The 20,485-nt window shown below is 46.6% G+C and carries 22 protein-coding genes and 1 pseudogene; 8 read left to right on the top strand and 15 right to left on the bottom strand.

The genetic code is table 11. The features are described from left to right. Positions 1–286: 286 nt before the first annotated feature. The 7 genes and pseudogenes from ARCVE_RS01615 to nrdD form a co-directional block, all read right to left on the bottom strand. The gene (locus ARCVE_RS01615) at positions 287–1,507 is read right to left on the bottom strand and encodes a serine hydroxymethyltransferase (protein ID WP_013683034.1); all 1,221 of its coding nucleotides are present in this window, start codon (positions 1,505–1,507) and stop codon (positions 287–289) included. 66 nt (positions 1,508–1,573) lie between these two features. After that, a pseudogene (locus ARCVE_RS11740) lies at positions 1,574–2,120 on the bottom strand (ornithine cyclodeaminase family domain). A gap of 5 nt (positions 2,121–2,125) precedes the next feature. Then, positions 2,126–2,437, bottom strand: coding sequence for a hypothetical protein (locus tag ARCVE_RS11460; RefSeq protein WP_052302946.1), 312 nt, complete (start codon positions 2,435–2,437; stop codon positions 2,126–2,128). Continuing rightward, complete coding sequence (locus ARCVE_RS11455) at positions 2,382–2,591, bottom strand: hypothetical protein (RefSeq protein ID WP_198002012.1); 210 nt, start codon at positions 2,589–2,591, stop codon at positions 2,382–2,384. Before ARCVE_RS11455 ends, ARCVE_RS11460 begins: the two co-directional genes overlap by 56 nt. Then, on the bottom strand, positions 2,588–3,286 hold the full coding sequence (locus ARCVE_RS01605) for an anaerobic ribonucleoside-triphosphate reductase activating protein (protein WP_013683033.1): 699 nt from the start codon (positions 3,284–3,286) through the stop codon (positions 2,588–2,590). The genes ARCVE_RS11455 and ARCVE_RS01605 overlap by 4 nt, the downstream gene beginning before the upstream one ends. Beyond that, entirely contained in the window at positions 3,277–3,564 is a 288-nt protein-coding gene (locus ARCVE_RS01600; protein WP_013683032.1) for a thioredoxin family protein, read from the bottom strand. Before ARCVE_RS01600 ends, ARCVE_RS01605 begins: the two co-directional genes overlap by 10 nt. A gap of 17 nt (positions 3,565–3,581) precedes the next feature. Next, a complete protein-coding gene (nrdD, locus tag ARCVE_RS01595; RefSeq protein ID WP_013683031.1) occupies positions 3,582–5,684 on the bottom strand; it encodes an anaerobic ribonucleoside-triphosphate reductase in 2,103 nt (700 codons plus the stop codon). A gap of 112 nt (positions 5,685–5,796) precedes the next feature. On the opposite strand from nrdD, the gene ARCVE_RS01590 reads away from it, so the two are divergent. From ARCVE_RS01590 to cofD, 6 genes are read left to right on the top strand one after another with little or no spacing between them, the layout of a single operon-like run. After that, complete coding sequence (locus ARCVE_RS01590; protein ID WP_013683030.1) at positions 5,797–6,891, top strand: phosphotransacetylase family protein; 1,095 nt, start codon at positions 5,797–5,799, stop codon at positions 6,889–6,891. A gap of 54 nt (positions 6,892–6,945) precedes the next feature. After that, positions 6,946–8,250, top strand: coding sequence for a single-stranded-DNA-specific exonuclease RecJ (locus ARCVE_RS01585; RefSeq protein ID WP_013683029.1), 1,305 nt, complete (start codon positions 6,946–6,948; stop codon positions 8,248–8,250). Continuing rightward, entirely contained in the window at positions 8,217–8,444 is a 228-nt protein-coding gene (locus ARCVE_RS01580) for a KEOPS complex subunit Pcc1 (protein ID WP_013683028.1), read from the top strand. The genes ARCVE_RS01585 and ARCVE_RS01580 overlap by 34 nt, the downstream gene beginning before the upstream one ends. A 24-nt stretch (positions 8,445–8,468) precedes the next feature. Then, positions 8,469–9,050, top strand: coding sequence for an HVO_0476 family zinc finger protein (locus tag ARCVE_RS01575; RefSeq protein WP_013683027.1), 582 nt, complete (start codon positions 8,469–8,471; stop codon positions 9,048–9,050). Further along, complete coding sequence (locus ARCVE_RS01570; RefSeq protein ID WP_013683026.1) at positions 9,047–9,991, top strand: nucleotidyltransferase domain-containing protein; 945 nt, start codon at positions 9,047–9,049, stop codon at positions 9,989–9,991. The genes ARCVE_RS01575 and ARCVE_RS01570 overlap by 4 nt, the downstream gene beginning before the upstream one ends. Beyond that, the gene (cofD, locus tag ARCVE_RS01565; protein WP_013683025.1) at positions 9,988–10,881 is read left to right on the top strand and encodes a 2-phospho-L-lactate transferase; all 894 of its coding nucleotides are present in this window, start codon (positions 9,988–9,990) and stop codon (positions 10,879–10,881) included. The genes ARCVE_RS01570 and cofD overlap by 4 nt, the downstream gene beginning before the upstream one ends. A 146-nt stretch (positions 10,882–11,027) precedes the next feature. Here the strand turns inward: cofD and ARCVE_RS11220 are convergent, their stop codons facing one another. The 5 genes from ARCVE_RS11220 to ARCVE_RS01545 form a co-directional block, all read right to left on the bottom strand. Next, positions 11,028–11,186: a hypothetical protein gene (locus ARCVE_RS11220; protein WP_013683024.1), complete on the bottom strand. Its 159-nt coding sequence runs from the start codon at positions 11,184–11,186 to the stop codon at positions 11,028–11,030. A 51-nt stretch (positions 11,187–11,237) separates the two neighbouring features. Continuing rightward, positions 11,238–12,488, bottom strand: coding sequence for a hypothetical protein (locus tag ARCVE_RS01560; RefSeq protein ID WP_013683023.1), 1,251 nt, complete (start codon positions 12,486–12,488; stop codon positions 11,238–11,240). A gap of 65 nt (positions 12,489–12,553) precedes the next feature. Next, positions 12,554–13,192: an IS6 family transposase gene (locus tag ARCVE_RS01555; RefSeq protein ID WP_013682893.1), complete on the bottom strand. Its 639-nt coding sequence runs from the start codon at positions 13,190–13,192 to the stop codon at positions 12,554–12,556. 264 nt (positions 13,193–13,456) lie between these two features. After that, complete coding sequence (locus ARCVE_RS01550; protein ID WP_013683022.1) at positions 13,457–14,602, bottom strand: asparagine synthase family protein; 1,146 nt, start codon at positions 14,600–14,602, stop codon at positions 13,457–13,459. Positions 14,603–14,811: 209 nt separating this feature from the next. Continuing rightward, the gene (locus tag ARCVE_RS01545; protein WP_013683021.1) at positions 14,812–15,207 is read right to left on the bottom strand and encodes a hypothetical protein; all 396 of its coding nucleotides are present in this window, start codon (positions 15,205–15,207) and stop codon (positions 14,812–14,814) included. Between the two features lie 106 nt (positions 15,208–15,313). Here ARCVE_RS01545 and ARCVE_RS01540 point away from each other — a divergent pair, with 106 nt between their 5' ends. Then, positions 15,314–17,611, top strand: a complete 2,298-nt coding sequence (locus tag ARCVE_RS01540) for a DEAD/DEAH box helicase (RefSeq protein WP_232215816.1) — start codon at positions 15,314–15,316, stop codon at positions 17,609–17,611. Positions 17,612–17,685: 74 nt separating this feature from the next. On the opposite strand, the gene ARCVE_RS01535 is transcribed toward ARCVE_RS01540, so the two are convergent. Both ARCVE_RS01535 and ARCVE_RS01530 read right to left on the bottom strand, forming a co-directional pair. Further along, positions 17,686–18,435: a ZIP family metal transporter gene (locus ARCVE_RS01535; RefSeq protein ID WP_013683019.1), complete on the bottom strand. Its 750-nt coding sequence runs from the start codon at positions 18,433–18,435 to the stop codon at positions 17,686–17,688. A gap of 220 nt (positions 18,436–18,655) precedes the next feature. After that, entirely contained in the window at positions 18,656–19,630 is a 975-nt protein-coding gene (locus ARCVE_RS01530; RefSeq protein ID WP_013683018.1) for a M20/M25/M40 family metallo-hydrolase, read from the bottom strand. A 36-nt stretch (positions 19,631–19,666) separates the two neighbouring features. On the opposite strand from ARCVE_RS01530, the gene ARCVE_RS01525 reads away from it, so the two are divergent. Then, a complete protein-coding gene (locus ARCVE_RS01525; RefSeq protein WP_013683017.1) occupies positions 19,667–20,131 on the top strand; it encodes a GNAT family N-acetyltransferase in 465 nt (154 codons plus the stop codon). Here ARCVE_RS01525 and ARCVE_RS01520 read toward each other — a convergent pair. After that, positions 20,128–20,472 carry a nucleotide pyrophosphohydrolase gene (locus ARCVE_RS01520; protein WP_013683016.1) on the bottom strand — a complete coding sequence of 115 codons (345 nt, stop codon included), beginning with the start codon at positions 20,470–20,472 and terminating at the stop codon, positions 20,128–20,130. The two genes, ARCVE_RS01525 and ARCVE_RS01520, sit on opposite strands and share 4 nt — an antisense overlap. Positions 20,473–20,485 lie beyond the last annotated feature (13 nt).

The following is a 20,485-nucleotide window of genomic DNA, read 5'->3' as shown; positions in this document are numbered from 1 at the left end:
CCCACAAATGTAATTTTTTATCATGGCCTTCCGAGGTTATACGATATATAAACTTTTCCACGTTAATTGTCGAGTAAAAATTACAATGTAAATATAAAATCATTCTACAAGATAAATTCTGTAATTTCCAAAACTTTTTTAAAATTTTATTATGAGTGTCGGCAATCTGGTAGCATTCCGTATACCCTATTACAGGTAAGCTTTTATATTGTCACAATTAAAGAATACTTAAGCTTTGTGTGGCAGTATGAGCCATTCAATCACAGTTATAGCCTGTAAAAAACCGTTAAATGAAACTATAGGCATGAGATTCTTCGAACGTGTACTTCACGGTATTGAACTGTTTGCTTAGCTCTACAACTTCGCTCCTTACATCTATGCCGTCCAAGGCCTTTGATATGAGTTCAGCGATATATTCCATCTCTCCCCCCTTCATTCCGAGCCTCGTGACCTCCTGGACGCCAATTCTTATCCCCGCTGATTTGCCTTCACTCCAGGGTAGAAGACACCTGTTCGTGATTATACCGGCTTTTTCGAGAGTTTTCGCGGCTTTCTCGCCATCATCTACATCGATGACTACCTGATGAGATTCTGTGAATCCCTCCGCCTCCCCTACAACCTTCATTCCGAGCTCGTACAGCCTTTCTGCCAGCCTCTTCGCGTTCCTTACAGTCTGCTTCGCGTAGCTTTCACCAAACTCCAGCATTTCGAGACAAGCTATCACGTAACCTGCGAGGGTGTTGAGGTGGTGATTGCTCACAACGCAGGGCATGACCGCATAATCGATTTTTTCTGCGAGCTCAGACTTGCAGAGAATTATGGCGCGCTGCGGACCGAAGAAGGTTTTATGGGTAGAGGCAGTAACTACGTCTGCCCCCTCCTTAACCGGATCCTGGAACTGCTTTCCAGCTATGAGACCAAGAACATGGCTCGCGTCGTAAATTACGTTCGCCCCAACTTCTGCTGCAATTTCCACAATCTCTTTCACGGGGTGCGGGAAGAGAAATACGCTCGCACCGAGCACTATTAACCTCGGTTTTACTTCTCTTATCATTCTACTGGCAGCATCGATGTCTATATTGAACCTCTCGCTGTCAAAGGGCAGGAAGTGGACGTTAAGACATCGAATTCGAGCGGTATCGTCATGAGAAGTGTGACCACCGCACTCAACCGGCAGAGAGAAAATGCTGTCCCCACAGGAAGTCAGAGCGTGGTAGACTGCGATGTTCGCCACTGTGCCTGAGATCGGCCTCACGTTGGCGTGTTCAGCGTTGAAAAGTCTCTTCGTTAACTCTACAGCTTTCCTTTCGATTTCGTCGATGTATTCACATCCCTCGTATGCCCTCTCGCCAATTTCGCCCATGGCATACCTGTGCCCTAAATCGCTGGTGTAGCACCTTCGCACGGCCATGCTCGTCACGTTCTCGCTCGCTATCAGTGGGAGCGATGATGCCATTAGCCTATGATGTTCCTCAATAATACTGAAAACCTGCTCAAATTCTCTCATAGTTCCACATCTCCTTTCGTTGTTTTATACTTTCGGTGTGGATTAGAAAAATTTTGAACCCATTATTTATTTGCTCTGCTCCTGATTTTTGAGTTCGTTCAGCAGCATGGGCAACACAACGTCCGGATCGCTGACGATTCCCATCGCGTGCGTCGTACCTCTGTCCAGAAGTCGCGTAACGACGTAGGGATTCATGTCCACGATTACCGTCTTGACTGTTGAAGGCAGCATGTTTCCAGTAGCGATACCATGGAGCATCGATGCCCATAATATGCACATGTCCACCTTCCATTTTCTCATCTCGTCCTGAGCAACCATCATCGGTTATTGTATCAGGCAGTGGCCCGTCATCGCGAAGCGAGCCGCCGATTACGAAAGGTACATTGTTGCGGATGCATTCGTATATTACTCCCGAGTTAAGAACACCCATTTCGACAGCTTTTGCTATACTTCCGGCCTTCCTTATCTCACTGATTGCAACCAGATGTTTCTGAAACCACCTTTGTAAACCCTGCCAGCCTCCTTGTCCATTCCGAGTGTTGTACCAAACAACTGTTTCTATATATCCATTACCGCAAATCGTTGCCCGTGAACAGCGCGTGCTGTAACCCATCCTTATCAGCTCTGCAAGAGCTTCATCCGCTCCAGTATGAGCGACGGCAGGCTATCTTTTATTCTCTTCATCTCTTCTGCAAGCTTTCTAACGAGAGAGTTTACGGGTTTCTCCGCACTGACATCAGAGGTCATGAAAGCGAAGATGTCTTTGCTCTCCCGAAGTCTCTGCGGAGCTTCAACTCGTATGCCATCAAGCCCGACGACGACCTTCTCACCATTCTTTACGAGTCCCTGTCTTCTACAAACCGGTATGCCATTCTCAATGACTATAACACAATCCATCTCGATGTTTCTGACTTCCTTCCACTCCCCCATTAAGATAAACGTACGTCGGGTGGTGAGTTGTGATATAGAATCCATCGGGCAGAATGCCATCAGCCGGTGCCTCCTCCGTCCTCACTTCCTTCTTCGGCAGTTCAGCCCCAAGTTTTTCGAGTTCATCGCCAAGATAATCTAAATCAAGATTCATACCTCAACCTCCCCGTTCTCACATCTGACTCTCACACCCCCAACGAAATCTTTCACACTCTCAGCAATCACTATCATGCGCTCTCTACTGAACGGCTTAACGTTCTTCAGTCTTTCATCCAGTGTGTTCTCGTTTCTGAACTGCTGCAGGACATATTTCTTAACCCCAATAGAGCCAAGGAACTTCGCAATTTCGAGGATCTCCCTTTCTTCAACGAGTGTTGGCACTACAGTAGTGCGTGCTTCGAACTCGATTCCCGAAGACGCAAGTAGCTCTACGCTTTTTCTGACTCTTTCAGCAGCCCCCTTGCATTTAACGAGGCTGTCATACTTCTCGAAAGTTGTTTTCAGGTCTATAGCAACGTAATCGACATAATCGAGAATCTTACCGAGCTCTTCGGTATAGTATCCGTTCGTGTCTATCTTGACAGCAAAACCTGCGTCCTTCAGTTTTTTGCACAGATCCTCGATATTCTGCATGAGCGGTTCTCCGCCGGTGATGCAAACTCCATCGATGAGGTAGTTCTCGGATATCTTGCCAATTAGCCCGCTGACGTCAGTTTTTGTACCCCCTGCGAGCAGTTCGTGGTTGTGGCAGAAGGGGCATCTGAACGGGCAGCCGGAAAGAAAGATGACGCTGCAAAGCTTTCCGGGAAAGTCTATGGTTGAAAGGTCGAGGATTCCGCCTATGAGCATTCCAGCACCCTTTTGACGGCATTTCTTAACTCGTTCCTCGTTGGAAGCTCCCCTCTCGCGATGATTTCATCGCCGACAGCAATAGATGGTGTGGAAGCAACGCCGTACTGCAGGGCAGTTATCATGTCTATCTCCACGTCTATTTCCTCCACTTCAAGCCCGAATTCCGCTGCAATCTCGCTTGCGAGCTTTTTTGCTGCAGGACACTTCGGACACTTTTTCATTGTGAAGACGACTATCTTTGGCCTTATAAGGGACTGGAAGAAGGACTCGCACATAGCTATCGCCCTCCTCTTCAGATGCTGACCCTTCTCCTGTCTAACAGCTCCCTCTGCTTGCCCTCATTCCATCCGCTGACTCGCTGGTAGTAGCCCGTAATTCTGGAATAGCATTCAACGTCTGTACTGCTGCAAAACGGGCACGCAGACTTTATGCCACCCGTTACCTTCTTGCACCTCCTGCAGTACGTCATGTCCTTCGTATAGGCCCAGTAGCCGATCAGAGTCTTTGTTGCGATTTTCTTCGTCAGCTCCCACATCAGCTCGGCGTTTGGAGAACTTTCGCCCATCCAGACGTGGGCCATCATTCCGCCGTTGCAGAGTGGGTGGAAAGAGCCCTCTATCCTGAGCCTCTCGAACAGCGGGATGTTCGCACTCACCCTGCAATGGGAGGAGTTTGTGTAGTAAACGCTCCCCCTCTCAGCGTCGCCCTGAACAACAGCCTTATCCCCAAACTGCATCAAATCGAGCTTGGCGAAGCGGTGTGCTGTGGATTCAGCCGGAGTTTGCGTTATAACCCATCGCAACCCTGTCTCCTTGCTCCATTCTGTTGCGATGTCCATCATGTGCTTTATAATCTCGAGGCCGAAGCGCCAGGCTGACGGCTCGTGGAGTTCCTCCCCCATATACGCTTTGAGCATCTCGTTCAGGCCGACAAACCCGATCGATCGAACAACCTTATCAACGCGGTAATATGGCTCTCCGTCAACGTCCTGGGTTAAGAATGGCAGAGCATTCTGCTCCATGCGCTTCTTTATTATCTCTGCCTTGATCTCGATAACTTCCCTTGCAAGCCGCATGCGTTCCTCGATAAGCTCGAACAGCTCGTCATCGTCCTTCGATTCATACGCTATGCGTGGCAGGTTTATCGTTACAACCTGCAGGCTGCCGGTTCTCATGCAGCCCTTTGCAAAGTCCTCCCAGTCGTTGGCGTCAGGCGACAAAACGAGCCTGCAGCACTGAGCGAAGACGTTATCGGGCAGGTAGCCAGCAAGCAGGTTCAGGAAGTATGGCGTGCCGTACTTGGCAACGCATTTGTGGACGAGAATCATGAACTCGTCGAAGCCCTCCTTTCTGAAGTTCTCTTTTCTAAGCTTGTAGTTTGGCTTGGGGAAGAAGAACGGTTTTCCAACGTAATCTCCCTCGAGATACACCTCCGTCAAAGCCTTTGCAAACGCAATAGCCTCCTCCTCAAAATCGCCATATGTGACGGATTCCCTCTGAACACCACCCGGCAGAACTGCCGGCAAGTCTGCAACTATACTCGGAACGCCGTATTCGATGTCTATGTCGCTGAAAACAGTTTGGCCACCTCTCGCAACGTACATCTGGCTCATCTCGTAGATGAACATCTGGGCGAGCTGCTTTACCTCCCTGTAGGATTTTCCGGCCATGTACGGTGCAAGCCACACGTTGAAGAAGTCGAGGCCTTGCCCACCTGCGAAGTTTGTCTGAGCCGCTGCAAGAGCCTTTGCAGCGTGGAGAATTGCTACTTCGGCGTTTTTAGCTGGTCCTGCAACGGCAGTATTTTCTCCTGTTCCATCAACCTTCAGCCCGTTCTTCAAAAACCACCGCAAATCGTGCTGGAAGCAGTAGGGGCGAGTAGCGAAGTACTCGAGGTCGTGTATGTGTATCTCGCCCCTCATATGTGAGTCTGCAAGCTTCAAAGGCAGTATTCTCAGCAGGGCGTACTCCTTCATTACCCCATCGGCCACAAGCTTGTGTATCGTTTCTGGATTGTGCTGCAAGTTCGCATTTTCCCTGCTACCCTTCTCGATTAAAAGCGTCGCATCGTAAACTGGCAAACCGAGGCGCGTGTAGCTCGCTCTTTCCGCTTCAAGCCCCCTCTCAAGAAGCTTAACGTTAACGATTTCCCTTATAAGCGGGGCGGAAACGAATTCAAGGCCTAAAGCCCTAATGCCGTTCTCAACTTCAACGGCTATCTCTTCAGCTATCTGCCTACTTACACCTGCTTCTCTAACGAGGGATTCGACTCCTGCTTCTCTAACGAGGGATTCGACTATTCTGCTTCTATCAAAGGGCTCGAGAGTATTTCGTGACGTTCTTACCTGAATGTTCTGTCCTTCTTTCTGTTCCAGAATTGTTCTCTTTTCCTGCATGGCTCCGAGTTGGTAAAGATAAGCTTAACAATTTCACTTGATACAGTGGAAAGATATGTTGACATGATAAACATACCGGAAAGATTAATAATTACGAAAGCCTTGTGAAAGCATGGCAAAGGCTCTGCTGGTTTCATCCATCGAGGGGTACTCAGGAAAGAGCGGAATAATTATGGCTCTCGGAATTATTCTGAAGAAAAGGGGCTACAGTGTCGGTTACTTCAAGCCCTTCGGCGCGAGGACTGCCTACATTAACGACAGGATCATTGACGAGGATGCATACAGTACGGCAGAAGTTCTCAACACTGGAGACGACATGGATGACATCTGCCCGATCATCCTCGACATGCCCTACATTGAGTTCGTAAGCACGGCTGACGTTTTAAGCCTTAAGAGGAAAATAATGGACGCATACAGCAGGGTTGCCGAGGGGAAGGATGTCGTACTCATCGAGGGTTCCATCGATTACCAGACAGGAAAGTCCGTCGGGCTGTGCGACCTGAGCGTTGCGGAGATGCTTGACCCCTCTGTCCTCATGGTTGCGAAATATAGCTCAGATTTTGCTCTCGATAAGCTCCTCGCAGCAAAAGTCCTCTTCGGAGAGAAGCTGAGAATGGTCGTTTTCAACCAGCTTGGCGGCTACAAGAGGGCATACATCCAGAGCGTTGCCGGGAGAGTTCTTTCTGAAAATGGAATGGAACTACTTGGAATAATTCCGCGCGACTCCATGCTCGGAGGCCTGTTCGTAAGCGAGATGGGAGAAGCTCTAAACGCGGAGTTCCTTGTGAAGCCGAAGAGAGATGCAATAGTGGAAGAGATAATAATAGGTGCCATGTCCGCTCAAGCTGCCGTTGAGCACTTCAAGGAGGCCAAAAACGCCGTCCTCGTAACGGGCGGAGATAGGGCAGACCTGCAGATCGTAGCCCTCGAGATGCCGAGCATAAGGTGTATGTTGCTGACCGGCAACATCGAACCGGCAGAGATAGTTATCAGAAGGGCCGAGGAGAACGGTATTCCTGTGCTTCTCGTGGAAGAGGACACGCTGAGAGCCGTTGCAAAGCTCGAAGAGCTGATGGGAAAGGCAAGAATAAGAGGAGAGGCGAAGATAAAGAAGATAAAGGAACTGCTGGAGAATTACGTGAATGTGGAGAGAATAATCGAGAACCTCCAGCTCACGCCGCCTGAAGAGGTGGAGGAGCAGAGTTAAGAGGAGTTGGCAGACTGCCAGAAAGGTTAAATTCGGACAGTCAGGCTTTGCTTTATGCTCGACATACTCAGAATAGAGGCGCTGAAGGCTGTGGAACTCATAAAGGAGTCGGAATTCATTCACATTTACACACACTATGATGCAGACGGGATATCGGCCGCTGCCGTCCTCGCCTCTGCTCTCCACAGACTCGACAAGCCCTTTCAGGTAACCTTTCTGAAGGGACTCAATCAGGGTGTGGATTGCGACGCGGATCTGATAATCCTTGCAGACATGGGCAGCGGGTATCCAGATATTGTTTCAGAAATAGATGCGAACGTGGTTATTGTTGACCATCACTTTCCCACCGGCAGAATAGAGCCAAAAAGAAGCCTCGTTCACGTTAATCCTCATCTTGCTGGACTGGACGGGACTTTTGAGCTCTCCGCAAGCGGTACAGCCTACGTCGTTGCGAGCTGCCTTGGAGACAACGCAGACTTATCCGCAATCGCCCTCCTCGGAATCCTCGGAGACAAGCAGAAGATCGTTGCAGGCAACGCAAAGGTGATGAGGGACGGAGTGGAGAGTGGTCACATAGAGATCGTTAAGGGTCTCAACATGTACTCCGGAAAGGTTAGGGAAGTGCTTATGCTATCCACCGAGCCGTTTCTCGACTTCTACGGCAAAGAGGGTGAACTTGATGAGTTTCTGAGAAGAGTAGGCATAGATGGCGACGCTGAAATTGATGAGCTGAGCGGTGATGAACTGAGGAGGCTGTCCAATGCAATAATTCTCAGGCTACTGAAGCAAGGGGCTTACGACGGTGTCATCGAGGAGATCGTGGGCGAGAGATTCGTGTTGAAAAAAGAGCTGATAAGCAATGCGGTGATGTTTACAGACGTCATCAACGCGTGTGGAAGAGCCTCAGCATGCAGCATTGGCTTTGCCATATGCATGCACGATGAGAACTATCTGCAGAAGGGTGTAGATATCTGGCGCGAGTTTCAGATCGAGCTCCTCGAAGAACTGCAGAAGAGGAGGGAAGAAGTGCAGGAGGGGAAGTGCATAAGGTACCTCCTGATGGATAATGCTGCCACAACAGCTCCAATAGCCACCATAATCTCCCGCTATCTTCTCTCCGACAGGCCCTTTGTTGCGGTCAACGTCAAAAACTCAACGGCAAAGGTCTCCGCCAGATCGAACCCACGCATCAACGTGGATTTGGGAGAGGTGATGCGCATCGCTGCTGAAAGGGTTGGTGGAAGAGGCGGTGGCCACAGAGTTGCAGCAGGGGCGAACATACCGCCGGATAAGGCTGAAGAATTCGTGAAGGAGGTTGACGAGCTTTGCTGTGCCATGCTTGGCTCAGGTTCAGAGTAGGCGAAGAAGAAGCGAGAATTCTTGCTGAATCGCTTAAACCCGACGACCCTGAATGGTGCAAAAGCTACGCGAGTGGGGAAGAGCTTGTCGTCGAGATTGAAACGCAGAAAATCGAGAGCCTGATTAACGCCTGCGATGATTACTTCAAAACTATCAAATCAGGGATGACTGCCATAGATGCGGCAAAGGTTTAATTAGGCTGACATAGAGCTTGCCTTATGTACCTTTACTGCGACACGTGCAAAGAGGAAACCGAACACGAGGTTGTCAGAGCCGAGAAGTACCTTTACCGCTGCAGGGAATGCGGTACGGTTGCGCAGCACCTTCCCGAAAAAATGTTGAGGGTTAAGGCGATCATAAGTAGCGGTGCTGAATCAGAAGTTGGATCTATCACGCTTAAGGAGAGCGACATCGTTGAGAAGGGCGACGAACTCGTTGTTGAGGTGGAAGAAGGCTTCAAGATTGGAGAAGTTACGTCACTCGAACTCGGAAATGGAAAGAGAAGCGAAATAGGAGAGGCAAAAGACATCCAGACCGTCTGGTTGAGAGATGTTGGAGAAGTTATTCTCAGAATCAGCCTCCACAAGGGGCCCGTCACCACCCCTTACAAAATGACGGTTTCTGGCGAGACTGAGTTTGGGATTGGAGAAGTTCTGAACGTGGACGGCAAAAATTTCAGAATAACGAGAATGAAGCTTATAGACGGTAGGCTGCTGAAGAAAGCCGGAGAAAGAGCGAAGGCAAAGGAGATAAAGAGAATATACGCGATGTACGAGGGTAGGCTCGGAAGGAGAAGATGAAGCCAATCAGGCTGAGAGACTTCGTAAGAGTGAGTAGTGCTTACTTTTCTGTGGTCGGATACAGAAACGAGGACGCTGTAAAATGTTTTCTCCGCTACGTCCCTGGAGGGAGCAGAAAAGGGTTCAGAAAACTTACACACGACGAGGCTACTGCGCATCCACTTGCAAAGAAGTACTATCGTGATGGAATTTTTCTTATTCCTCTCGAGGACGTAGACGAGATCTACAAGCCCGAAGAAAGAATAAGAGATGTCATCGAAAGCGATGAGGAGGTACGCAGGATAGTCGAGTTCTTTAAAGGCATCCCTCTTCACGCCATGGGCGTTACCGGCTCGAGGCTGATAGGTCTGCAGAGCGGTGAATCAGATGTGGACTTCGTCATGTACGGCAGGTGGTGGTTCGAAGCCAGAGAGATGCTGAAAAAAGGCATTAGTTCAGGCAGACTCTCAGAGCCTGACGATGACATGTGGGAGTTCATATACAGAAAGAGGAAAGTACCAATACCTTTCGACATTTTCGTTGCTCATGAAAGGAGAAAGTACCATAGAGCCATGCTCTCATCAACATATTTCGACTTGCTCTACGTGAGGGACTACTGCGACATTTATAAGGGTTTTTCAGAGAAGAGGGGTAAAAAGCTCGGAAAGGCCACTGTGAGGGGGAAACTCATGGATGACAGCCTCGTTTTCGATTACCCTGCGTACTACCCCATTGAAGGAGAAGTAAATGGAGTAAAGGCCGTACTCGCGTTCACGCACACCTACGTCGGGCAGGTTTTCAGGGGAGAAGTCATAGAGGCGAGAGGAGTCGTTGAGGAGATAGAGGGCGAGAAGTACCTCATTGTGGGAACGAAGAGGGAAGTGGAGGACGAATACATCGTGTCGCTCAGCTTTCTCGAGGAAGCCAGACTTGCTGATGAGTTCAGGAGGTGGGAAAGTTGATATCCGTTCTCTCAGGCGGAACTGGAACGCCAAAGCTGATAAGGGGGATGAAAGATCTCTGCGACTTCGCTGTCATCGTTAATACAGCGGAGGATGTATGGGTCTCCGGAAACAAGGTTTGTCCAGATATAGATTCAGTTATTTACGCTCTTGCAGACGTCATAGATGATGGAAAGTGGTGGGGAATAAAAAATGACACATTCACAACCCATGAAGCCCTGAAAAAGCTTGGATTTGATGAGATGCTGATGATAGGTGACAAAGACAGGGCTACTCACATTTTAAGGAGTGAGATGCTGAGAAGAGGCTACACGCTTACAGCAGCGACGAGGGAGCTTGCAAAAAGATATGGAATAAAAAATGACGTGCTGCCAATGTGCGAGGAGGATGTTGCAACATATATCGTGACACCTGAAGGCGAGATGCACTTTCAGGAGTTCTGGGTGAAGCGAAGGGGTGAAGCAGAAGTCGTTGACGTGGTTTTCAGAGGGATAGAGGAGGCGAGGATGACAGAGGACGTGGAGAAAGCGATAAAGAGAAGCAAGGCCGTTGTAATTGGCCCCAGCAACCCGATAACCAGCATAATGCCAATTCTGTCAGTTAAAGGCCTCCGAGAGCTCCTGAGGAAGAAGACAGTACTATCAGTTTCACCCATAATTGGCAGCAAACCTGTAAGCGGGCCTGCAGCGAAGCTCATGAGGGCCAAAGGCTACGAGGTTTCACCTTCGGGAGTTGTAGATTGTTACTCAGACTTCCTCGACATCTTCGTCGTTGACGAGAGTGACAGAGTGGAGCGAGATATCGAAGTGGTTAAAACGAACATCCTTATGAAAAACAAAGAAGATGAAAAGAGGCTTGCCAAGTTCGTTCTTGACGTTCTCGGCGTCTGATCTTTAAACTGACAGTGTGAATCGCAAAGCTGAAGAGCATTACTCCGCCAAAAGCTAAAAGAAGAAGAAAATTGGTTTTGAAGGACCCCATTAAAAAAGAATTTGAGGTGAAAGCTAAGGTATAAGAATTGCTATAAAAATAAATTTTACTTTATCCACATATTACTAGCAGTCTCCAAGGCTTTTAATTCTCTTAACTCTTCTTCTCTCATAAATTTCCTGATTTCTCCCTCATGCTTCCTTACAACATCATCCCAGTTTTTTAGAGTTTCCTCAATCCTTTCCAATATTTCCTCCTTCCTCATACTACCTCCACCTTCTTATCTTCTACACGTATAAATAATTTTGCCTCCTCATTATTCAATCTTCTGCAGATTTGAATAGATTACCGGGCATCTCCCTACTTTCTTTTCTTTATCTGATCTACCATAAATAATTTTGTCACCTAACCATGCAGCTATTCTAACATTTTTAGTAGTATCCTCTTTGTGTGCTGAAGCGTCTAATATTAAATTCCACAGTAGTTCATTCTCACGATATAGCTCGACTATCCAGACGTAGTGGGGTAATGGTAGGTCATCAAAAGCATCCACACCTACCTTATTACAAAATGTCTTAAACTCATTTGAATCTGCAAGAAGTATCCTCTTTTTGGTTATTTCATTTTTTATTCCAGAATCTTTAAGAAAGATATCTGTAATCTTTTCGACACTTTTTAGAGGATAAAATAATTTGTCAAATTCTACATTTATCGCTAAGACACGTGGAACATTCTCTAGCTTTTCTATTAGCGTTTTTCTATCTACTTTACTAGCAAAAGGTGGAACCTCGTCTTTACTTAGACCGAGGAGATCTGCTAGATGATATCCAGAATCATCGTAAATAATGTAGTCTCGGTTTCCTGATTCATCCAAAGTGTGTCCAGCTACAACAACGACATGATTATCAAAGGCCAATATCGTTGGAAGGCCTGATTCTAAGTATGCGTCTATGCGTTTGATTATCCTTTCCTCTATGTCGGTACTAGCTGCTGAATCTATTGACACATTGTAACCAAGCGAACTAAGAATTATGCACATTTGTTCTGCTAACAAACCACGACTTGGTACAACTCTACCTCGAAGCGGTAGGGTTAGAGAAATGAAATCACGTATATATGGTCTATTAAATCCGAATCTGCGATGCATGTATTCTGTCAACATCCACATGTCTGCATATGCACAGATCGTAACTGCCGAATCTTGCTGATAGAATGGAAATGTTTTTACTTTAGGTGCAAACAAACCGCCTATGTGGGCAGTATAATCGCAAGTAGCAAGATAGAGATCCTCGCCTGAATTCACACCTAATGGTTCTTTCATTGGTTTTACTACAACTTTTAGCAACTTTGCATCCTTAATGTGTAACGGTCTCAAGATGAAGTGCCCAACATAATTCTTGTCAGTTAGATCCCCTAAACTCTCGATCTCCTCAGCAATAACGTGGACTCTTGTAGTGAACTTACTTATGCTATTATAAAAAGTCTTCGAATAAAAGATAGAATACTCATCTCTCCAGTCCTTATCGATATAACTATCTTCTATAATAAAGGCTTCTGCTTTGTTCAAATATCCACCTAACCTTTTTTCTAAAATATCAACCGTGTCGATATCAAAATGGTGGTAGTGTCAAGTTAACACCTCCAGTAGTTGTAGAAGGCCATAAAGCTCTCCAACCAGCTCTGTACAGAGACAAAAGAACTCCTGAATGGAAATCTGTTCCAGAACCTCTTCGTTCTCTCTTTAAACCTCGAAAAGAATCCTTCTACAGCATTTCTTCTACCAAACGTTTCATGCCTGTATCTCAGCCCTAACCTTTTCAAAGCCCACAGATACCAGAAACCTCTATCAACAACGATCTCTGGCTTGTTTTCGCAATGCTTGAGAACTTCTCTAAGGAAAACGTAAGCTTCAAAGCTTCCTCTTCCTCCAGAAGCCCATATAGCTAGGCATTCCATGGTATCAACGTCTATAGCAGCCCAAACAAAGATTTGTTTCTTTTCCAGTTTTATTTTTGTTTCATCTATCGCAACAAGTCTTCTTTTCTTCTTTTCTGGTTGTTTTAAGACTGTTTTGAGTCTATGGTAGTAAATCCTAACAGATTCGTGACTTATTTCTTCGAATAAAGATAGAAAATCACTTGTTTTTCTCAAAGAAAGGCCAAAGAAGTATAATAATGCTGCAAGTATTTTAAGTTCCACATCTTTCCTGTTCCTTCGAAAGACTTTTGTAGACTTGACGTAATCTACCAACTGGCTTAGCGCAGGCTGCATAAGTTGTATCTTAGTTATTTATTTTTTGTTATTTTGACACTGCCCAAAATGGTCTCTTAAATCTTTAATTATCCTAAACATCAAATCTTTTTGATAGTTTTAGTTTAAGTACCTTACTATTTTGGCGTTGTGAGAAATGCCAAAAGAATAGCGGAGAGGCTTATGAAGGAGAGAAAGCTGGATATGTAAAGAGTTGCTTGAGAAGTTTGGTAGTGTGATTGGATTAGTGCCAAGCTGGTAAAATGACTATAATATAAATTAACCTCATAACCCCTCAAGATACTCAGCAAGGTTCATACCAGCTTTTTTGGCAATCTTTTCCAGAATTGTAGAAGTTTTCGTAGAGTACTGCACCGCTTTCTTATCCCTGTACGCAAGCTCTTTCGGAACATATTTTTCCGCAATTTTCCTCAGGACGTACTTCCTGATAACCCTGCCATCTTCTCTCCTGACCTTCAGGTCAACGGGAATGTTCATTGCAGCCGATATAATATCCCACTGGAGATAGGGTGTAAGCAGCTTTACTTCAGCTCTGTAAGACAACTTCACATCCCTCACGAGGTTGTTCTTACCGAGGTTCTTTACATCACTGAGCAATGCATCCTCAAGTTCTTCATAGTTTAAAGACTCGTAGCGCTTGTATCCACCAAAGAGCTCGTCAGCTCCCTGACCAAAGATTACCTGGTTGTAGCCAAGGGATTTCGCAAACTTCATGGCGAGATAGACCGGGATTCCTATAGAAACCTGCAGTGGGTTCGTCGTTTCAATTGCTTTAACGACTTCAGGCAGCACTTCTTTTACTTCTTGTTCGCCAAACCTGTAGACCTCAATCTCTCTGCCAAGAAGCTTTGCTGCATATCTTACGTGCTCCTCCTCTTCTCTGCTGGCCGTAACGTTGATGAGCTGGACGTCGTAGAGAGCTGCGAGCAGCGAAGAATCAACACCACCTGAGAAGGCAATGCACGAATTACCGGGTTTAAAGTTTTCCAACGACTTTTCAATTCTCTCAACAAGTTCGTCAACACTCGCCTCCTCTTTTCTGAAGACATCGTGGAAGCTGTAGTAATGTCGCTCCTCTATGCTGCCATCGTAATTCAGCTTTAAAACCTCGCCAGGCATGAGTTCTATTGCCTCAGTGTCGAAGTAGCTCTTGAAGGATGAAAAGGCGAACTCCTCAGGGTTGTAGTAAAGGGGTTTGCCCCCAACCACGTCCCTCGAAATAAAGACGTGCCTTGCCTTGAACGCAACTATGGCGTGAAAGCCCTTTATTCTCAGGGGCGCGTCGTCTGAACAGATAACCTCATCCGCATCGTAAAAAACGTTACCACTCTGCTTCGAAGGATAGCGGGCTGAAGCGTTGATGCGCTTTACCTTTCCTTCTTCAATTTCTGCAAAGGCGTATATGGACATTGTAAATGCTCTACTCGGTGGTTAAAAATCTGTTGTGGTGGCGTAATAGATCCACAAATAAAACCATCGAAGAATGCGCAGATAAATCCTGTTCATCAGCACTAATCTTTAGGATTGGAGAACGTAGGATGTTAAACGCGTCCAATTGCAGCTGACTGCAGTTTATTTGGCGATTATATCAGGTTAGATTGTGAAAACTTCAACAGGAACTAATCCTCAGCCGTGGCCTTCCCAACGAAATAACCAAGCATCGCCCACAGAACTGCGCCACCCACCCCTCTCGACAGCAAGCCTATACCGCCACCCAGCAGCGCGAGCAAAACCTTCCACCAGTCGGGAGCATCACGCCTCAAATGCTCCACCGGGTTTACAAGTGGGCTGACCTTATCCCAGTGGACTTTGTAGCAGTGCTCGTACTCTCTGACGTGAATTCTCCGCCCGTCTGGCAGTGTGAGCTCGTAATCCTTCATCTGCCCCTGATTCTCCCCTACTGTCTCGATGAATCCTGCAACGATGGGATTCGGTACAATATGCTTAGGGATAACGATGTCCACGTGAGCATCCATCCTCAGCACTCTGCTAACGACTTCACCCCACGAGCTCATGGCTGCTCACTCTGAATAACCGGCTACTGTTTTAAATATATCCCTTGCAAAAATTCTTCAGAGTTACCTCCTAAAAATATATGCAGAAAGGCAGGAAACTCATCAGATGTCAGAAATGGACGATTTATTCTGCCCGGTGTGCGGAATGCTCAAGCGGAGATGCGTGTGTAGAAAAGAGACTATCAGGCAGAAGAATCTCAAGCTTTGCCCACATGATGAGCTCAGACCCATTTTTGATACTGAAGACGAAATCGTGCTCTACAGGGCCTTCGAGCCATACTACGCCGAGCCCACTATACCCATCGAAGAACTCGAGCTTCCCACATTCCTTGAAAAAGCTTTGAAGAAGAGAGGCATATCAAAATTCTATCCGTTCCAAGCTGAAGCGATAAAAGAGCTTAGAAAAGGTAAAAATGCTGTCATAACGGCCCCAACAGGATTCGGCAAGACTGAAGCCTTTGTTCTCCCCCTGCTGGAAAAGGTTAGCAGAGGAGGAAAGGCAATAATCCTGTATCCCACGAAGGCTCTCGCAAGAGATCAGGAAACTAAAATCAAATATTATGCTGCCTCCATAGGCCTCAAAGCTGTCAGATTCGATGGAGATTCCGGATACGAGGAGAGGAGGGCTGTACTTGGCGGAAGAGCCGACGTGATACTCTCAAACCCAGACATGATTGACTACCATCTCAGAAATACGCCTGCTTTCAGAAAAGTTGCAAGAGATGTCGTTTTCCTTGCCATCGATGAACTTCACATCTACACAGGCTTGCTCGGCTCAAACATGTACTATCTCGCAAAGAGACTTTCACGCTTTTCTGAATTTCAGATAGCCTGCGCTTCGGCAACTATAGCAAACCCGAAAGATTTCGCTGAAGAATTGTTTGAGCGGCGATTCGTCCACATTCACGGAGAGCATCGCAAAGCTTTGCTGCATTTCATCATGCGCTACACTCCGAGCATATACTCCTCAATAAAGGAGATAGTCAGGGCTCTGGCAGGAAAAAAAGTTCTCGTGTTCGGAAACAGCTACAAGAGTGTCGAAACAACAGCATGGATTCTGAACAGGGAGGGTGTAAGGGCTGCAGTTCACAAGAGCGGTCTACCAAAGGATGTCAGACTTGAGGTTGAGAGGGCTTTCAGGGAAGGAAAGCTGAAGGTCGTGGTTGCGACGCCAACACTCGAGCTTGGAATAGACATTGGTGATGTAGATGCAGTCGTTTCAGAACTCGTGAACTACTCAACTTTTCTCCAGCGAGTTGGAAGAGCTGGAAGAAAGGGACAGGAAAGCGTTGGCGTTCTGCTACTCAGGGAAGAGGACTCCATAAGCACATACTACAGGAGTAAACCGGAAGACTACTTCAAGGATGAGGCTTATGGGTATGCGGAAAAGTTCAACGAAGAGGTGATGCGTTACCAGCTCCTTTCCATGTGCTTGGAAGAGCCGTTGAGAGTTGAAGAAGTTAAGGAGGAGTGGAAAAGCGTCATAAGATGGCTTCTCGAGAAAGGGCTGCTTGTTGAGTTTGATAGCTCTCTTGTTGCTTCAGAAACGGCAAAAGAGTTCATGAAACACTTCAACATGCGCGGTATTGGCGAAAACGTGAAGATGATAAAGGATGGCCGCGTTATAGGCGAGAGAGTTTTGCCCATTGCGATAAAGGAATTATTTCCTGGCAGCATAATCATACACAATGGTGAGAGGCTCAGATGCACCTCACTGGACATGAGGAAGAAAGAAGCTGTGCTCGAGGAGTATACACACGGAAACGAAATCACCGACCCGCTTTATGTCTCGCTGCCCAGAATAACGAAAGTTGAGGAGGTCAGGCCCGACGGCTCGGCAGTTTACTGCTCCCTCGAGATAACAATCTCCGTTTTCGGCTACATCGAGAGAGACCTGTTCTCGAAGGAAAAGAAGAGAACGAGGTACATCGACGAGGTGAGCTACACGTTCCCGACAAGGGGTTTTCTGCTCGCTTCGCCTTTTCCACAGCCGATGGAATATGAAGATTTCTACGCTGGAAGCTTCCACGCTCTGGAGCACGTTCTCATCGAGGCCAGCAATGCTTTGACTGGAGGAGGCAGTCAGCAGATGGGTGGGATTTCCACACCAGAAGGAGACATATTCGTTTACGATGCAACCCTCGGTGGCTCAGGTTTGAGCAAACTGCTCTTCAAAAGGCTCGACAGGGCTTTCGAGATTGCCTATGAAGTGCTTAAGAGCTGCGAGTGTAAGCGCGTTGATGGATGCCCTCGCTGCACTTACAGCTACCAGTGCGGTAACAACAACCAGCCGCTGAACAGGATTGGGGCGATGGATGCTGCCAAGTTATTTCTGAAAGGAGTCAGGAGGAAAGTTCAGGCAGAAAAGTACGAGGAGCTTGCGGATTTCAGGTACTTCCCGTGATCAACACTCCGCATACAGCTTTCTGAATGTTCAAGTTTTTGAAGGTTCTTTAGAACGGAAAGTCTATTATAATTTTAAATAATTATCTGGGAGATCAGCATAGCCAACGCTATATAAACAAGCACACTTAAAACCACGCCTAAAATAAACAAAGACGTTCTTCTATACCTCGCAGCCATGGGCAATAGTTCGTGAATTGAGACGAAAATCATGGCACCAGCGGCAAAAGCCATAAAAAGAGGGTTTAAGGCCGGCATGAAATGGACTGCAAAAAGACCTGCAACAGCTCCCGCTGGCTCAGCAAGTCCTGAGAGAAAGGCCACTTTAAACAAGAAACTCTTCTTCTTCACTAAGACGAGTGGAGCAGCCATTGCAAATTCTTCAGGAATATTGTGAATGGCTATACCAAGTGCTATCAATAATCCTGAAGCTGGAGAAAAAATGTAAGAATTGGCCATCGCAAAACCTTCGGGAAAATCGTGCAGAACAAGACCTAAAGCAACTAAATATGCTGTTTTTAGTAAACTGCCGTCTCCGTTTTCTTTAAATAGGTGAGTATGAGGTATTATAAAATTTAAAGCTGCAGTCAATAGAATGCCTAAAAACACAGCTATAGAGGGTTTTAGTATTCCTGCTGCGCCTATCGATTCTGGTATAAGTTCAAAAAAAGAAATCAGCAACATGATTCCAGTCGAGAAGCCTACGCCAACGACTATTCCTTTAATACTTTTTTTAAAATAAATAGCCAGCGCAACTCCTATCAAAGTAGTAAGGCCTGAAAGTAAAGCTAACAAAAGTACAGCAATATAAGTTGCTGGTATCATGTCTAATAATAGGCTTACTTTCTTAAGTAACTATGCAGGTCAGGTTAAACCTCTGATAATTATAGCGCCGCAATAAAGCTTCTAACCGGATCTGAAGAAACATAGGCAGAATTATAATGAAATACTACTTCAAAATCTCTTTTTTCCTTAAACCTTGAAAAGTTTAGAACTGCCCCATACAACACCCCAGAATATAGTAAAAACTCACCCTCCTATAAAGTCAAAGAATCTCGTTAAGGGCAACAATAACTCTGCTGGCCTTTTCTATCTCTCTGACATCTATTCGCTCCAAAGGAGTGTGACAGTACGCAAGCTCCCCCGGCCCCCAGACGACGACATCCCAGCCCGCAGTTTTGAGATTTATCGCGTCCGTCCACGAGGGCATTACCGTGTAGTCCACACCAAGTCCTGCCTTCTTTATGGCTGTTTCGAGCACGGATGTTACCGAATTCCCGGATATAAAGCCATCCGCTTCTTCCTCCAGTACTTCTACCTCCCCATACTCTCTGACTATCCCAACAATCCTCCTTTTCAGGTTAGATGCGCTTTCTCCGGGCTTTAAAAGAAAGTCAAGCTTTACACTGCACACGTCAGGAATAACGTACTCGTCTCCTCCTCCCTCTATCTTCAGAATTGTCAGGTCATGAATACTCTTAAGCTTCCCAATCATCTCCACAGCCTTCTCAATTGCGTTCTCTCCGTATTCAGGCATTGAACCGTGGGCAGGCCTGCCTTTAACTCTTACAGCTACTTCAACAACGCCGTAATGCGTTGCTGCGATTTTAAGTGAGGTTGGTTCCATAACTACAGCCTTCCCCAAATATTCCTTTGCAAATACCTCAGAACCCTTGCCACCCTCTTCCTCATCTCTAAGGAACGCTATGCCCAGCTTCAGATCTTTAATATCCCCGAGAGCGAGGAGGATTGCCGCTATGCTCCCCTTAGTATCGCAAACACCGGTGCCGTACGCGTAACTGCCGTCGAATCTGAACTCAGCCTTTGGTGTTACCGTATCCATGTGGGTAACAAGCCAGAAGTCTGCATCGGCATTAGCAACGACGTTGTAATCAGCCTCCACTTCAAGCCCGAAACTCTCCAGCTTTGATGCAAGGAATGATGCAATTTCATCCTCAAAGCCTGACTGTGAAGGAATTTCTACGAGCCTTCTCAGGATATCAACAACGTCGTTCATCATCGCAGGGTTTAAAATCGAGCAAATATAAAGGTAGTTGTGTTAATACGGTTAGCGAGAGACGACGACATGGAGGACTTCGTCAGAATATATGGAAGAGCCTACGAGGGGCTGGAGGAATACGCCTACACAACAAGGAAGGAGATAAAGAGCTACTTCAGGTGGCTGAGAAAGAGAGACTCTGAAGGTATGTTTGTCGCCGTAGATGATAGCACTGAAGAAGTAGTTGGCTTTGTAGCCTGCGACACAAACTGGTACAGCTCCTTCGAGGAAAAAGAAGTGGGTGAGATACACGAGCTCTTCGTCGAGCCAGAGTGGCGAGGAAAAGGTGTGGGTAAGGCCTTGCTGGAAAAGGGAATAGAGTACGCAAGGCTGAAGGGAAGAGACTTGACAGAACTGTGGGTTGGTGAGAAAAATTACAAAGCGAGAGAATTTTACGAGAAAATGGGTTTCAAAGCAGCGGGAAGCTGGGGACACTGGATAAGAATGGTTAAAAGGATTTAAAGCTCTGTGTACTTCTTAGCCTTGCCTTTAACCTTATCCACCGGATAGCGTTCCTCGTTTTTCCTTACCTTCTCAACAACAGCTTCTCCAAGGTCGATTTCAAGAACATCAGCGAGATAGATGAGATATATCAGAATGTCAGCCATCTCGCCCTCGATTTTCTCCCGTCTCTCTTTTGCAACCTTCCAGACGTCATTGCAGTCAATCCACTGAAAGTGCTGGAGGAGCTCAGCAGATTCGATACAAATAGAGATAGTAAGGTCTTTTGGATTGTGAAACTTCTTCCAGTCTCTCTCGTCACGAAACTTTACAAGAATTCGCCTTAACTCCTCGATGTCCATAAAAATAAAAGCA

The sequence above is a fragment of the Archaeoglobus veneficus SNP6 genome, assembly GCF_000194625.1.
GTDB lineage: Archaea > Halobacteriota > Archaeoglobi > Archaeoglobales > Archaeoglobaceae > Archaeoglobus_C > Archaeoglobus_C veneficus.
Note: the sequence above shows the minus strand (reverse complement) of the source record. Positions and strands in the feature narration are given on the sequence as shown.

What these genes read in the sequence shown, in the direction of transcription:
- ARCVE_RS01615 (WP_013683034.1), bottom strand. Translation starts at nt 1,507, where the DNA reads ATGAGAGAATTTGAGCAGGTTTTCAGTATTATTGAGGAACATCATAGG.
- ARCVE_RS11460 (WP_052302946.1), bottom strand. Translation starts at nt 2,437, where the DNA reads ATGGGGGAGTGGAAGGAAGTCAGAAACATCGAGATGGATTGTGTTATA.
- ARCVE_RS11455 (WP_198002012.1), bottom strand. Translation starts at nt 2,591, where the DNA reads ATGAATCTTGATTTAGATTATCTTGGCGATGAACTCGAAAAACTTGGG.
- ARCVE_RS01605 (WP_013683033.1), bottom strand. Translation starts at nt 3,286, where the DNA reads ATGCTCATAGGCGGAATCCTCGACCTTTCAACCATAGACTTTCCCGGA.
- ARCVE_RS01600 (WP_013683032.1), bottom strand. Translation starts at nt 3,564, where the DNA reads ATGTGCGAGTCCTTCTTCCAGTCCCTTATAAGGCCAAAGATAGTCGTC.
- nrdD (WP_013683031.1), bottom strand. Translation starts at nt 5,684, where the DNA reads ATGCAGGAAAAGAGAACAATTCTGGAACAGAAAGAAGGACAGAACATT.
- ARCVE_RS01590 (WP_013683030.1), top strand. Translation starts at nt 5,797, where the DNA reads ATGGCAAAGGCTCTGCTGGTTTCATCCATCGAGGGGTACTCAGGAAAG.
- ARCVE_RS01585 (WP_013683029.1), top strand. Translation starts at nt 6,946, where the DNA reads ATGCTCGACATACTCAGAATAGAGGCGCTGAAGGCTGTGGAACTCATA.
- ARCVE_RS01575 (WP_013683027.1), top strand. Translation starts at nt 8,469, where the DNA reads ATGTACCTTTACTGCGACACGTGCAAAGAGGAAACCGAACACGAGGTT.
- ARCVE_RS01570 (WP_013683026.1), top strand. Translation starts at nt 9,047, where the DNA reads ATGAAGCCAATCAGGCTGAGAGACTTCGTAAGAGTGAGTAGTGCTTAC.
- ARCVE_RS11220 (WP_013683024.1), bottom strand. Translation starts at nt 11,186, where the DNA reads ATGAGGAAGGAGGAAATATTGGAAAGGATTGAGGAAACTCTAAAAAAC.
- ARCVE_RS01555 (WP_013682893.1), bottom strand. Translation starts at nt 13,192, where the DNA reads ATGCAGCCTGCGCTAAGCCAGTTGGTAGATTACGTCAAGTCTACAAAA.
- ARCVE_RS01550 (WP_013683022.1), bottom strand. Translation starts at nt 14,602, where the DNA reads ATGTCCATATACGCCTTTGCAGAAATTGAAGAAGGAAAGGTAAAGCGC.
- ARCVE_RS01545 (WP_013683021.1), bottom strand. Translation starts at nt 15,207, where the DNA reads ATGAGCTCGTGGGGTGAAGTCGTTAGCAGAGTGCTGAGGATGGATGCT.
- ARCVE_RS01540 (WP_232215816.1), top strand. Translation starts at nt 15,314, where the DNA reads ATGTCAGAAATGGACGATTTATTCTGCCCGGTGTGCGGAATGCTCAAG.
- ARCVE_RS01535 (WP_013683019.1), bottom strand. Translation starts at nt 18,435, where the DNA reads ATGATACCAGCAACTTATATTGCTGTACTTTTGTTAGCTTTACTTTCA.
- ARCVE_RS01530 (WP_013683018.1), bottom strand. Translation starts at nt 19,630, where the DNA reads ATGATGAACGACGTTGTTGATATCCTGAGAAGGCTCGTAGAAATTCCT.
- ARCVE_RS01520 (WP_013683016.1), bottom strand. Translation starts at nt 20,472, where the DNA reads ATGGACATCGAGGAGTTAAGGCGAATTCTTGTAAAGTTTCGTGACGAG.